Source organism: Stenotrophomonas sp. NRRL B-14846, assembly GCF_050473585.1.
GTDB lineage: Bacteria > Pseudomonadota > Gammaproteobacteria > Xanthomonadales > Xanthomonadaceae > Stenotrophomonas.
In genome coordinates this window covers 1311370-1323921 of sequence record NZ_JBFLUN010000022.1, presented here as the reverse complement: position 1 = coordinate 1323921, position 12552 = coordinate 1311370, and the positions used below count along the sequence as shown (strand labels likewise).

Genomic DNA, 12552 nt, shown 5'->3' with positions numbered 1-12552 from the left:
CGGAGACTGGCAGGAGTTCTGATGCCTGCCTGACCTGACGTACGAGAACGCCCTGGCCCTGCGCCGGGGCGTTTTCGTTTACGGGGTATCTGGATATCCAGCCAACGGCGATGCCCCTCGGGGTGGGTCGGTTGAAAAGCTGGGCTGCTGGGGGTTGGCCGGGAGGGTGGATTGCGCAGGGGCCGCCGTGAATACGTCCTTGTAGGCTCGGGCGCGCCATCCATGGCGCTTACGCCCCTGCGCAACCCACCCTCCCGGCCACGGACAGTTTCCGTGCACGTCCACCCCGGATTGAAAAGAAAAGAGCGAAAAGCAAAAGCCTGGTCGCTTCCGGGGTCAGATCCGTTTTCCGCAGGAAAACGGATCTGACCCCTCTTTCCACTTGGAAACCCAACGCTCTTGCCGTCCGCCGAAGTGAAGCCTTGGCGGGCCGGGTCGGGGTGGGTAGGCAGGACCGTTGGCGCCATGGATGGCGCCATCGAGCCCTCATGGATGGGTTCACGGCGTGTCCTGCCTGCCCACCCCGACCCGGCCAATCCGTAGCAACCCATCGCCATGACCTGCCGTTGCCGCTGCTGTTGCTTCAAAAGCCTGCCGCAGGCAGCGCCGCAGCCGCCGCTGCAAGGAAACCTGAATACGTTCGGACACCGCACCTCAATCCCCCGCCCGCGCGGCCGATAACGGGGTTGTCACCGCTTGTCCCGCTGTGACCGGCACGGCGCCGCCCGCCCGCTTCGACCTGGTCCTGCTCGATGAATCTCCTGCATCGCTGGCAACACTACTTCAGCAATCTCTCCGTCCGGCGCAAGCTCAACCTGCTGACGCTGCTCATCGCGCTCGGCGTGATCGCGCTGTCGGTGATCGCCGCCCGCATGCAGTACCTGGACCTGACCGAGACCCGCAAGACCGCGCTGAAGACCCAGGTCGAACTGAGCTACGGCATCCTCCAGCACTACCACCGCCTTGCCGGTACCGGCGAGCTCAGCGAAGAGGCCGCCAAGAGCGCCGCGCTGCAGGCGCTGGAGGTCATGCGCGCCGAGAACGACACCTACTACTTCAACATCTACGACACCGGCTACCGCCTGCTGATGCACCCGTTCCGCAAGGACCTGGTCGGCAAGGACATGAAGGACTTCCGTACCGACGACGGTGTGCGCATCTACTACGACCAGGTCGAAGCGGCGAAGGCCGGCGGTGGCTTCGTCAATTACCGCTGGGCCAAGCCCGGCAGCAAGGGCGACGTCGAGAAGGTCGCCTACGCCGGCCTGTTCGCCCCCTGGAACTGGGTGGTCAGCAGCGGCGTCTACATGGACGACGTGCAGAAGCAGGCGCTGGTGTTCACTGCCATCATGGCGGTCTCCGGTGGCGTGCTGGTACTGATCGTGCTGGCCCTGAGCTGGATCATCGGCAACCGCATCGCCGTACCGCTGAAGCAGGCCACCGCCGTGGCCGAAGGCATCGCCGGCGGCAAGCTGGACAGCCACATCGGCCCGCAGCCGCATGACGAAACCGGCCGCCTGCTGGACGCCATGGCCGGCATGCAGCAGCAGCTGCATGCGGTCATCTCGGGCCAGCGCGAAATGGCGCGCCGCCACGACGGTGGCGAACTGAGCTACCGCATCGACGCCAGCGCCTTCCCCGGCGAGTACGGGTTGATGGTGCAGGAAACCAACGCCCTGGTCGGCGGCCACGTGCAGACCCTGCACGACGTGCTGGATGTCGTGCAGCAGTATGCCGTCGGCGATCTCAGCCGCGACATCGCGCGCTACCCGGGCGAGAAGGCCGCGATGACCACCACCGTCGACACGGTCAAGGCCAACCTCGGCCGCATCAACGCCGAGATCAAGCAGCTGGCCAGCGCCGCTGCGGCCGGCGACTTCAGCCGCCGTGGCGATGCGCAGCGCTTCGATCACGATTTCCGCCTGATGCTGGAAAACCTCAACGCGATGATGGCAGTCAGCGATGACAACCTCGGCAAGCTCTCGCAGCTGCTGTCGGCCATCGCCGAGGGTGACCTGACCGCACGCATGCACGGCGACTACCAGGGCGTGTTCGCACGCATGCGTGACGACGCCAACACCACCGTCGCGCAGCTGACCCAGATCGTCGGCCAGATCCAGGCCAGCGCCTCCAGCATCACCCTGGCCGCCGGCGAGATCGCCTCCGGCAACAGCGACCTGTCGCGCCGTACCGAGCAGCAGGCCGCCAATCTGGAGGAAACCGCCGCTTCGATGGAGGAACTGACCTCCACCGTGCGCCAGAACGCCGAGCATGCCCGCCAGGCCAACCAGCTCGCCATCGGCGCGCATGGCGTCGCCTCGCAGGGCGGCGAGGTGGTCGGCCAGGTGGTCACCACCATGTCGGCCATCGAAGCTTCGTCGAAGAAGATCGCCGAGATCATCTCGGTAATCGACGGCATCGCCTTCCAGACCAACATCCTGGCGCTGAACGCCGCGGTGGAAGCCGCCCGTGCTGGTGAACAGGGCCGCGGCTTCGCCGTGGTCGCCAGTGAAGTGCGCACCCTCGCCCAGCGTTCGGCCGCCGCCGCCAAGGAGATCAAGGGCCTGATCGATGATTCGGTCGGCAAGGTCGCCGAAGGCTCCAGCCTGGTCCACCAGGCCGGCAGCACCATGGGCGAGATCGTCGCCTCGGTGCAGCGCGTGACCGACATCATGGCCGAGATCTCTGCGGCCTCGCAGGAACAGTCGGCGGGCATCGAGCAGGTCAACCAGACCGTGGTGCAGATGGACGAAACCACCCAGCAGAACGCCGCGCTGGTGGAAGAAGCCACTGCTGCGGCACGTGCGATGGAAGAACAGGCCGGCCAGCTGGCCGACGCCGTGGCGATCTTCCGCCTCGACAACCAGGTGTCCGCCGCAGTGAAGGCCGTGGCCGCGCGTGTCGAGCCGGCCCGTGTCACCACCGTGGCACGCCCGCAGCCGACCAGCACGCCCGCTCCAGTCCGCCGCAGCAGCAACGCCAGCACCTTCGTCGCCAGCGACAGCGACTGGCAGGAATTCTGAGACCCACCCGCGGCGGCTGCGGCCGCCGCCTCTGCCGATGGACACGTCCCCCGTGCAAAGTCCTACTCCCATCGTTACCGGCCCGCGCGAATTCGAGTTCGCCGACCGTGATTTCCGCCGCGTCTGCGACCTGATCTACCAGCGCGTGGGCATTGCCCTCGCGCCAGCAAAGCGCGACATGGTCTATGGCCGCCTGTCGCGCCGCCTGCGCACGCTGGGCATGCGCAGCTTCCAGCAGTACCTGGACCATCTGGAGCAGGAAGACGGTGACGAGTGGCAGGCGTTCACCAACGCCCTGACCACCAACCTGACCTCCTTCTTCCGCGAACCGCACCACTTCGACAAGCTGCGCGAGGAGCTGCAGCAGCGCTCCAGCCGCACGCCGCTGCTGCTGTGGTCGTGCGCGGCATCCACCGGCGAAGAGCCCTACTCGATGGCGATCACTGCCTGCGAGGCCTTCGGCACGCTGAAGCCTCCGGTGCGCATCATCGCCACCGACGTCGACACCCAGGTGCTGGCCACCGCCGGCCGCGGCGTCTACAACATCGATCGCGTCACCAGCCTCGATCCAGACCTGCGCCGCCGCTACTTCCAGCGCGGCAGCGGCCCCAACGAAGGCCAATGCCGCGTGTTGCCGGCGCTGCGCGAGCTGATCGAGTTCCGCCCGCTGAACCTGCTCGCCCCGCGCTACGACGTCGGCGGCCCGTTCGACGCGCTGTTCTGCCGCAACGTGATGATCTACTTCGACAAGCCGACCCAGCGCGCCATCCTCGGTCGCCTGGTGCAGCACCTGGCTGACGACGGCCTGCTGTATACCGGCCACTCGGAGAACTACCTGCACGCCGCCGACCTGATCCAGCCCTGCGGCCGCACCCTGTACCGCCGTGCGGCAAAGGCCGGCGCATGAATGCCTCGCTGCGTACCGACGATGTGATGCGCTACCAGGATGCGCGTTTCCAGACGATCGCCGCCAAGCTGCTGCCGACCCAGTACCTGGTGGTCGATGACACCACTGCGCTGACCACCACGCTGGGCTCCTGCGTGGCGGCCTGCCTGCGCGACCCGGTGCTGAAGATCGGCGGCATGAACCATTTCCTGCTGCCCGAGGGCAACGCCGGTGACGGCGCGCCTGCGCGCTATGGCAGCTATGCGATGGAACTGCTGATCAACGACATGCTCAAGCGCGGCGCACATCGCAAGCGCATCGAGGCCAAGGTGTTCGGTGGTGCCAACGTGCTGAAGGGCTTCACCAGCAATCCGGTCGGCACCCGCAACGCCGAATTCGTGCGCCAGTACCTGCAGGCCGAGCACATCCCGATCATTGCCGAGGACCTGTGCGGCATCCATCCGCGCAAGATCTGGTTCTTCGCCGATACCGGCCGCGTGGTGGTGCAGCGCCTGCCGCATGCCCATGAGGCCGAAGTGGCCGCGACCGAATCGGCGGTGCGTGCGCGCCTGTCCAAGGCCCCGGTCACCGGTGGCGTGGAGCTGTTCGAATGACCCTGACCGGCAACGCCCCCTGCCGGGTCCTGATCGTCGACGACTCCGCCGTCGTGCGCCAGATGCTCACGGAAATCCTGTCCAGCGATCCGTCCATCGACGTGGTCGGCACCGCAGCCGACCCGCTGCTGGCGCGCGAGAAGATCAAGCGCCTGGCCCCGGATGTGATCACCCTGGACGTGGAAATGCCGCGCATGGACGGGCTGGCGTTCCTGGAAAACCTGATGCGCCTGCACCCGCTGCCGGTGGTGATGATCTCCTCGTTGACCGAACGCGGCGCCGACACCACGCTGCAGGCGCTGGCGCTGGGCGCGGTGGACTTCGTCTCCAAGCCGAAGCTGGACGTGGCGCGTGGCCTGCAGGCCTACGCCGATGAAATCATCGCCAAGGTCAAGATGGCGGCGCGCTCACGCGTCCGTCCGCTGGTGCGTGCTGCCGCACCGAAACTCCTGCTGGACGCCGCGCCTGCGATGCGCCCCGCTGCTCCGCAGTTCCGCACCACCGACCGCCTGATCGCGATCGGCTCGTCGGCCGGCGGCACCGAAGCGTTGCGCGTGGTGCTGGAGGGCATGCCGGCCGACGCGCCCGCCGTGGTGATGACCCAGCACCTGCCGGCCAGCTTCAGCAGCGCCTTTGCCGAGCGCCTGGACCGCCACTCGGCCATGGCCGTGCGCGAGGCCAGCGACGGCGAAGCCGTACTGCCTGGCCACGCCTACCTGCCGCCGGGCGGCAAGCACCTGCGGATCATCCGCGACGGTGCGCGTTGGCGCTGCCGTGTCGATGATGGCCCGGCAGTGAACCGGCACAAGCCAGCGGTCGATGTGCTGTTCCGCTCGGTTGCGCAGAACGCCGGCGGCAATGCCATCGGCGCCATCCTCACCGGCATGGGCGACGACGGCGCACGCGGCCTGCTGGAGATGCGCCAGGCCGGCGCGCCGACACTGGTGCAGGACGAGGCCACCAGCGTGGTCTGGGGCATGCCTGGTGCCGCGTTCAAGCTCGGCGCCGCCGAAGAACAGGTGCCACTGGAACGGATTGCCGAGCGGTTGCTGGCCCTGGCCCGCGGCTGATTGGGCGCTGTAGAGCCGAAGGCAACGGCAGGAGCCGTTGCCAACGTCGCTTGCGACGGCCCGCAGGGGGCCGGGCAAGGACGCCCGGCATAGCCCATGCTCGGCTCCGCATCGGCCAGACACACCGGCCAGACGTCGCATTCAGCTCGTTCGATCTGGCGGTACCGTCGGACACTGGCATTTCACTAGTGCTGCTTACGCACATGTGTGACGCAATCACCTCGATTGCGCCCGCGGGCGGATCCTGGTCGATCCGCCACATTGGACGTGCTTTCCCTGCCCCTGCAGCGTAAGGCTCCCTTCCACGGAGCCTCTCATTGCCTCTTCTCACCCATCACGATATCGGCACCGGCTTTCCCATCGTTCTTGGCGGCAGCTATCTCTGGGGCCGCGACATGTGGGCGCCACAGATCGAGCTGTTGTCGCGGCACTACCGCCTGATCCTTCCGGAGCTGCCCGGCCACGACAACGATCTGCCCCTGTCCGCCGCCTTCACCACACCGGCCTGCCTCGCACGCGAAGTCGGCCGTTTGCTGGATGCGCTGGGCATCCGCCAGTACGCGGTGGCTGGCTTGTCGGTCGGCGGCATGTGGGCAGCGGAACTGGCGCTGCAGCGCCCAGAGCAGGTCCGCTCGCTGATCCTGATGGACACCTACCTCGGTGCGGAACCGGAAGCCTCCCGGCAACGCTACTTCGGCATGCTCGACATGATCGAACAGCTGGGCTGCATCCCCGAAGCCATGGCCGAACAGATCGTGCCGCTGTTCTTCCGCCCGGGCATCGCCACCGACGATCCGATCCGGATGACGTTCCGGCAACGGCTGCTGTCCTGGCCTCGCGAGCGCCTGCTGAACGCGGTGGTTCCGCTGGGTCGCCTGATCTTCGGTCGCCCGGATCGGCTGGGCGCATTGAAGGATCTGGACCCGGAAACAACGCTGATCCTGAGCGGCGAACAGGATCTGCCACGCCCCCTGAGCGAAGCGCAGCAGATGGCCAGGGTGATCGGTTGCCGCCTGCAATCGATACCCGGCGCGGGGCATATCTCGACCCTGGAGAATCCCGCCTTCACCAGCGTGCAGCTGGATGCATGGTTGCGGCAGTCGCTGCACGTCGCCTGCTAGCAAGCGGCTGAATGCCGGGCGGCGTCCCAGTGGACGCCACCGGCGCTGTACTTCGGCCTTGGAGCACAGCTGCACCGGGTCGTATAGTCAGACGTCGCAGAGCAATGGAACGCCGATGAACGATACGTCGCAACGCCCCGAGGCACCGGCACATAAGGATGAAGTGCCGGCGTGCCCCCAGCATGAAATGCGCAATCCGTCGCATCTGCCCCGAGATGCCCTTCATGGTGTCGCCGCACCCCGCAAAACCTTGATCAGCGACATGGACCGCTCATGCTGAAACCCGTCCCCAGCCTTGCTCATGTTGCGTTGATCGCATTGATCACACTGGCCATTCCAGGCTGCAACAAGGAACGCTCGTTCCCGGTCTATCGCGAGAATCCTGCGCCCAAGGATGCGCTGCCGATTGTGATTCGGGTCCACGATGCACCCGTGGATGTCCCCGTTCCTTCGGTCTTCGTCACGTATGAGATAGACCCACTCTGTCTCCCTCCGGTCAACAATTGGGAGGGGGTGCAGTACGAGCCGAATCAGCACAAGGTTGAGCTTCAGGCACAGCGCCTCAGTGCTACTGAATTCAGCAGTGTTGTATTCAACGACGGCATGGAAGTTGCCGACTATTACGGTCGCGGCCCGTGCACTTGGACACCCGTGCTCGTGGAAGCTTCATTCGCCTTCATCATCGATGATCGCCCTATCCAAGCAACCGCATGGACTTCATTCACAAAGCTTGAAACCGAGAAACTCTCTACTACCTACGTACATCGCGCCTTACGCCCCATGACTTCAGGGGGATCGCCAGAGTGGACGCCTACCGAGCCTTCGACTTGGTACGAGAAGATGTCTCCAGATAAGCGAAAGAATTACTTCCCAATCGAAATCTCCACGCGGACTGAAGGAACAGCCCAATGAATCCTGGAGCAAATGCAGCCCTCTCAGATCATGTCTACAAGGATCCGCTCCCTGAGCCCAAGGCCATTGTTACCATTGCCGGGACGGAATATCGTGTACTGGCCAGCTTAAACTCCGCCACCGGCTACCAAGGCGTCATTTACCATAATCTCGAATCCAAAGAAGTAATCGTCACCCATCGCGGTACCGAGTTTGATCGCCAGCCTCTGATTGACGGCGGCATCGACGCCGCGATGGTCACCGCCAGGGTCAACGCACAACTCGGTGATGCCCTCGCCCTGACCAAGCAGGCCATCAAGCTGGCTGAAGAAAATGGGTATGGTCCGGTACACGTCACCGGCCACTCCCTGGGCGGTGCCCTCGCGCAGATCACCGCCCATCACTACAACCTCCCCGGCGACGCCTTCAATCCTTACGGTGCCGCGGGGCTGGCGTATCGCCTCCCTGAGGGCCAGCCGGCCAATGCGGCGCCCTTCACCAACCATGTGATGGCAGGCGACCTGGTCAGTGCGGGCGGCCCCCATTACGGCAAGGTCGAGATGTATGCGCTGCCCAGGGAACTGGAGGTTCTGCGCAACGCCGAGCAGGGCCAGCGCATCGCCTCGCTCGGAACGCTCGGGATGAAAAGCGGCCATGTCATGTCCGCCGCCGTCGCGGTCCAATTGGGTGACTCCCATCGATTGGTTCATTTCCTTGATCGCATGACCGACAAGGGTCCCGTGCAGTCCGTACTGGACAATCCCCAGGCCCGGATCACGGATCCTGAAGACCTGCGCCGGATTGCCGACTACCGCAACGATGTTCATCAACTGCGCGCGGCGGCGACCGTGCTTGTCGGCGGCGGACCTGGTCTGCTGCGCGACGGGGTCAATTACCTGCGCGGTACCGAGGAAGCCGGTGCGTACGCCCGCAGCGAAGCTGAAACGGAGCAGCGGGCCCACACTGCGCTCAAGCCTTGGGAGCACCTGATCCAGGATGCAACCGATCAGGGCTCGCCCTCTCTCGGCAATCCCGGCTTCTCTCCCAGGAATCCATTGCAGGAGAGCATCGAATCAACCCTGGACAAGGCAGGCCTGGATCCCAGGAAGGAAGGCCACCCAGACCAACCTCTCTACCGGCAGATTCGCGACGGCGTATCCGCGGTGGATGCCAGGCACGGGCGCAGCTTCGATGAAACCAGCGAGCGGATGACGGCCAGCCTGCTTGCGGTGGCCAAGAGCAGTGGCCTGGAACGCGTCGATCATGTGGTCCTTGGCAATCCACCCAGTGATGGCTCCGGCCCTCGCATGTTCGTTGTGCAGGGAGCGCTCGACAATCCGGCACACCTGCGGTCGTCGGTCGCGATCAGCGAGGCAATCAGTACACCCGTAGAGCAGTCGCTCGCCAAGGCCGAACAGATATCGCAGGCACAGCAGGTTGCCCAGCAGGACCACGCCCAGGAGCAGACCCAGGAGCAGGCCCGGACGGCGATGCGCATGGGCTAGGCCACCTGGCCCGGCGCACACAAAAAACCCCCGGCTTTCACCGGGGGTTCTTCGTTTCAACGGGATGCCGGCCAGCGGCCGGCACTACCCTCAGGCAGCAACCGTCTTGGCCACGTCCTGGTATTCCTCGATCTGATCGAAGTTCATGTAGCGGTAGATCTCCGCACCATTGGCGTTGATCACGCCGATGTCCGCCATGTACTCCTCCTTGGTCGGGATGCGGCCCAGACGCGAGCAGATCGCAGCCAGTTCCGCCGAACCCAGGTACACGTTGGTGTTGCGGCCCAGGCGGTTCGGGAAGTTGCGGGTCGAGGTCGACATCGCGGTGGAGCCTTCGCGGATCTGCGCCTGGTTGCCCATGCACAGCGAGCAGCCCGGCATTTCCATGCGTGCGCCGGTCGCGCCGAAGGTGCCGTACACGCCTTCCTTGGTCAGCTCCGAGGCGTCCATCTTGGTCGGCGGGGCCACCCACAGGCGGGTCGGCAGGTCACGCTTGCCTTCCAGCAGCTTCGCAGCGGCACGGAAGTGACCGATGTTGGTCATGCACGAACCGATGAACACTTCGTCGATCTTGGCGCCGGCGACTTCGGACAGGGTCTTCACGTCGTCCGGGTCGTTCGGGCAGGCCACGATCGGCTCGTGGATGTCGGCCAGGTCGATCTCGATGACGGCGGCGTACTCGGCGTCGGCATCCGGCTCCAGCAGCTCCGGGTTGGCCAGCCACGCTTCCATCTTCTCGATACGGCGCTGCAGCGAACGCGGATCCTGGTAACCCTCGGCAATCATCCACTTCAGCAGGGTGATGTTGCTGTTGAGGTACTCGATGATCGGCTCCTTGTTCAGGCGCACCGAGCAACCGGCCGCCGAACGCTCGGCCGAGGCGTCGGACAGTTCGAACGCCTGTTCGACCTTCAGTTCCGGCAGGCCTTCGATTTCCAGGATGCGGCCGGAGAAGATGTTCTTCTTGCCAGCCTTGGCCACGGTCAGCAGGCCCGACTTGATCGCGTACAGCGGGATCGCGTTGACCAGGTCACGCAGGGTCACGCCCGGCTGCATCTTGCCCTTGAAGCGCACCAGCACCGACTCCGGCATGTCCAGCGGCATCACGCCGGTGGCAGCGGCGAAGGCGACCAGGCCCGAACCGGCCGGGAACGAAATGCCCACCGGGAAACGGGTGTGCGAGTCACCGCCGGTACCGACGGTGTCCGGCAGCAGCATGCGGTTGAGCCAGCTGTGGATCACGCCGTCGCCCGGACGCAGCGAGACGCCGCCACGGGTGGAGATGAACTCCGGCAGGGTGTGGTGGGTCTTCACGTCCACCGGCTTCGGGTAGGCGGCGGTGTGGCAGAACGACTGCATCACCAGGTCGGCCGAGAAGCCCAGGCAGGCCAGGTCCTTCAGCTCGTCACGGGTCATCGGGCCGGTGGTGTCCTGCGAGCCGACCGAGGTCATCTTCGGTTCGCAGTAGGTGCCCGGGCGCATGCCCTGGCCTTCCGGCAGGCCACAGGCGCGGCCAACCATCTTCTGCGCCAGCGAGAAGCCCTTGCCGGTGTCGACCGGCTGCACCGGCAGGCGGAACAGGTCGGTCGGGGCCAGGCCCAGCGCTTCGCGCGCCTTGCCGGTCAGGCCACGGCCGATGATCAGCGGAATGCGGCCACCGGCGCGCACTTCGTCGAACAGCACTTCGGACTTGACCTGGAACTCGGCGATCACTTCACCGTTCTTCAGCGCCTTGCCTTCGTACGGACGCAGCTCGACCACATCGCCGTGCTCCATCTTCGACACGTCCAGCTCGATCGGCAGTGCACCGGCATCTTCCATGGTGTTGTAGAAGATCGGGGCAATCTTCGAACCCAGGCAGACGCCACCGGCGCGCTTGTTCGGGATGAACGGAATGTCATCACCGGTCCACCACAGCACGCTGTTGGTGGCCGACTTGCGCGAGGAACCGGTGCCGACCACGTCGCCGACGTAGGCAACCAGGTGACCCTTGTCCTTCAGCGAGAGGATCTGCTGGATCGGGCCGCGCTTGCCGTCTTCTTCCGGGGTGAACGGCGCGTCGTCGCGCTTGTTCTTCAGCATCGCCAGGGCGTGCATCGGGATGTCCGGGCGGGTGGTCGCGTCCGGCGCCGGCGACAGGTCGTCGGTGTTGGTCTCGCCCGGCACCTTGAACACGGTGACGGTCAGGCTCTGCGGCACTTCCGGGTTGCTGGTGAACCACTCGGCGTCGGCCCAGCTCTGCAGCACGGCCTGGGCGTTGGCGTTGCCCGCCTTGGCCTTTTCCTGCACGTCGTGGAACGCATCGAACACCAGCAGGGTCTTCTTCAGACCGTTGGCGGCGATGGTGCCGACGCTGGCGTCGTCCAGCAGCTGCACCAGCGGAGCGACGTTGTAGCCGCCGAGCATGGTGCCCAGCAGTTCGGTGGCGCGCTCACGGCTGATCAGCGGGTTCTGCTCGCTACCCAGGGCGATCGCCGCCAGGTACGAGGCCTTGACCTTGGCTGCGTCATCGACGCCGGCCGGCACGCGGTGGGTCAGCAGGTCGAGCAGGAACTCGGCCTCGCCCTGCGGCGGGTTCTTCAGCAGTTCGATGACATCGGCCGTCTGCTGCGCGCTCAGCGGCAGCGGCGGGATGCCAAGCGCAGCGCGCTCGGCGACGTGGTGGCGGTAGGCTTCCAACATGACAACTCCCGGGTAATGCGTAGGTTGAAAAAACAAAGTGGGCTCAGGCTTGCGGCACGATCAGCTTCAGGCCCTTGAAGTAGTCGCGGTAAAACGTATCGTTCCACGTGATCAGGCCATCGCACTGCAGCAGTGCGTGGGCGCCGACCATGAATTCGTCCAGGCTGCGGCGGCTGCCGCCGCGCTGGCGGTGGCGGCGGTGCATCTCGCCGGCGCGCAGCGCCGACTTGGCTTCCATCGGGTTGAAATGCACGCCCATTTCTTCCAGCGCTTCCAGCACCTCGGCGCCGCCGCGCAGCGATGCGCAGACTTCGGCCAGGGTCGCGCCGCAGACCACCACGCGGCCACCGACCAGGCTCTGCCGGAGGATGGCTTCCACGGCATCGGCCTGCGGACCATTGCTGAGCAGCTCGACCAGCACCGGCGAATCGACGGCGATCATCACGGCTTACTCCTCGTCACGCACCGCGCGTACCGCTGCGTCGGACGATTCGAAGCCGTCCAGCGCGAACTTGCCGCGCGCCCGTGAAATGGCATCGTCAACACTCTTGCGCAGGATGATGCGACTGCCGTCCAGCTCGACCTTCAGCAGCGTGCCCTTGGTCAGGCCGAGGGCATCGCGCACCGCCTTGGGCAGGGTGATCTGTCCGCGTTCTGCAACAGTGGCTTCCATCGGTAGGCCCTCCAGAGTATGCACAAATTATACATACTTCCCCGGGCATACTTCCACCCTGAACAGGACCGGCAACCCGCCAGCCCT

At 65.5% G+C, this 12552-nt stretch carries 10 protein-coding genes; 7 read left to right on the top strand and 3 right to left on the bottom strand.

Going from position 1 to position 12552, the window contains the following annotated elements; translation table 11 throughout:
* Window positions 1-752: 752 nt before the first annotated feature.
* The 7 genes from AB1281_RS08360 (at window position 753) to AB1281_RS08330 (ending at window position 9110) form a co-directional block, all read left to right on the top strand.
* Window positions 753-3023 carry a methyl-accepting chemotaxis protein gene (locus AB1281_RS08360; protein WP_430345575.1) on the top strand — a complete coding sequence of 757 codons (2271 nt, stop codon included), beginning with the start codon at window positions 753-755 and terminating at the stop codon, window positions 3021-3023.
* Between the two features lie 37 nt (window positions 3024-3060).
* Window positions 3061-3930 (top strand): CheR family methyltransferase, encoded by an 870-nt coding sequence (locus AB1281_RS08355; RefSeq protein ID WP_014037084.1) that lies wholly within the window; start codon window positions 3061-3063, stop codon window positions 3928-3930.
* Window positions 3927-4523: a chemoreceptor glutamine deamidase CheD gene (gene cheD / locus AB1281_RS08350; RefSeq protein WP_014037083.1), complete on the top strand. Its 597-nt coding sequence runs from the start codon at window positions 3927-3929 to the stop codon at window positions 4521-4523. Before AB1281_RS08355 ends, cheD begins: the two co-directional genes overlap by 4 nt.
* The gene (locus tag AB1281_RS08345) at window positions 4520-5593 is read left to right on the top strand and encodes a protein-glutamate methylesterase/protein-glutamine glutaminase (protein ID WP_101765397.1); all 1074 of its coding nucleotides are present in this window, start codon (window positions 4520-4522) and stop codon (window positions 5591-5593) included. The genes cheD and AB1281_RS08345 overlap by 4 nt, the downstream gene beginning before the upstream one ends.
* Window positions 5594-5910: 317 nt before the next feature.
* Window positions 5911-6714 carry an alpha/beta fold hydrolase gene (locus AB1281_RS08340; RefSeq protein WP_430345574.1) on the top strand — a complete coding sequence of 268 codons (804 nt, stop codon included), beginning with the start codon at window positions 5911-5913 and terminating at the stop codon, window positions 6712-6714.
* A 273-nt stretch (window positions 6715-6987) separates the two neighbouring features.
* On the top strand, window positions 6988-7626 hold the full coding sequence (locus AB1281_RS08335; RefSeq protein WP_430345573.1) for a hypothetical protein: 639 nt from the start codon (window positions 6988-6990) through the stop codon (window positions 7624-7626).
* Window positions 7623-9110 (top strand): XVIPCD domain-containing protein, encoded by a 1488-nt coding sequence (locus tag AB1281_RS08330; protein WP_430345572.1) that lies wholly within the window; start codon window positions 7623-7625, stop codon window positions 9108-9110. Before AB1281_RS08335 ends, AB1281_RS08330 begins: the two co-directional genes overlap by 4 nt.
* Window positions 9111-9200: 90 nt before the next feature.
* Here AB1281_RS08330 and acnB read toward each other — a convergent pair whose 3' ends face one another.
* The 3 genes from acnB to AB1281_RS08315 are packed head-to-tail and all read right to left on the bottom strand — an operon-like array spanning window position 9201 to window position 12465.
* A complete protein-coding gene (gene acnB / locus AB1281_RS08325; protein ID WP_049424625.1) occupies window positions 9201-11792 on the bottom strand; it encodes a bifunctional aconitate hydratase 2/2-methylisocitrate dehydratase in 2592 nt (863 codons plus the stop codon).
* A gap of 43 nt (window positions 11793-11835) precedes the next feature.
* The gene (locus tag AB1281_RS08320) at window positions 11836-12234 is read right to left on the bottom strand and encodes a type II toxin-antitoxin system VapC family toxin (protein ID WP_005409506.1); all 399 of its coding nucleotides are present in this window, start codon (window positions 12232-12234) and stop codon (window positions 11836-11838) included.
* 6 nt (window positions 12235-12240) lie between these two features.
* Window positions 12241-12465 carry an AbrB/MazE/SpoVT family DNA-binding domain-containing protein gene (locus tag AB1281_RS08315; RefSeq protein WP_005409505.1) on the bottom strand — a complete coding sequence of 75 codons (225 nt, stop codon included), beginning with the start codon at window positions 12463-12465 and terminating at the stop codon, window positions 12241-12243.
* Between the last annotated feature and the right edge of the window lie 87 nt (window positions 12466-12552).

What these genes read in the sequence shown, in the direction of transcription:
- AB1281_RS08360 (WP_430345575.1), top strand. Translation starts at nt 753, where the DNA reads ATGAATCTCCTGCATCGCTGGCAACACTACTTCAGCAATCTCTCCGTC.
- AB1281_RS08355 (WP_014037084.1), top strand. Translation starts at nt 3,061, where the DNA reads ATGGACACGTCCCCCGTGCAAAGTCCTACTCCCATCGTTACCGGCCCG.
- cheD (WP_014037083.1), top strand. Translation starts at nt 3,927, where the DNA reads ATGAATGCCTCGCTGCGTACCGACGATGTGATGCGCTACCAGGATGCG.
- AB1281_RS08345 (WP_101765397.1), top strand. Translation starts at nt 4,520, where the DNA reads ATGACCCTGACCGGCAACGCCCCCTGCCGGGTCCTGATCGTCGACGAC.
- AB1281_RS08335 (WP_430345573.1), top strand. Translation starts at nt 6,988, where the DNA reads ATGCTGAAACCCGTCCCCAGCCTTGCTCATGTTGCGTTGATCGCATTG.
- AB1281_RS08330 (WP_430345572.1), top strand. Translation starts at nt 7,623, where the DNA reads ATGAATCCTGGAGCAAATGCAGCCCTCTCAGATCATGTCTACAAGGAT.
- acnB (WP_049424625.1), bottom strand. Translation starts at nt 11,792, where the DNA reads ATGTTGGAAGCCTACCGCCACCACGTCGCCGAGCGCGCTGCGCTTGGC.
- AB1281_RS08320 (WP_005409506.1), bottom strand. Translation starts at nt 12,234, where the DNA reads ATGATCGCCGTCGATTCGCCGGTGCTGGTCGAGCTGCTCAGCAATGGT.
- AB1281_RS08315 (WP_005409505.1), bottom strand. Translation starts at nt 12,465, where the DNA reads ATGGAAGCCACTGTTGCAGAACGCGGACAGATCACCCTGCCCAAGGCG.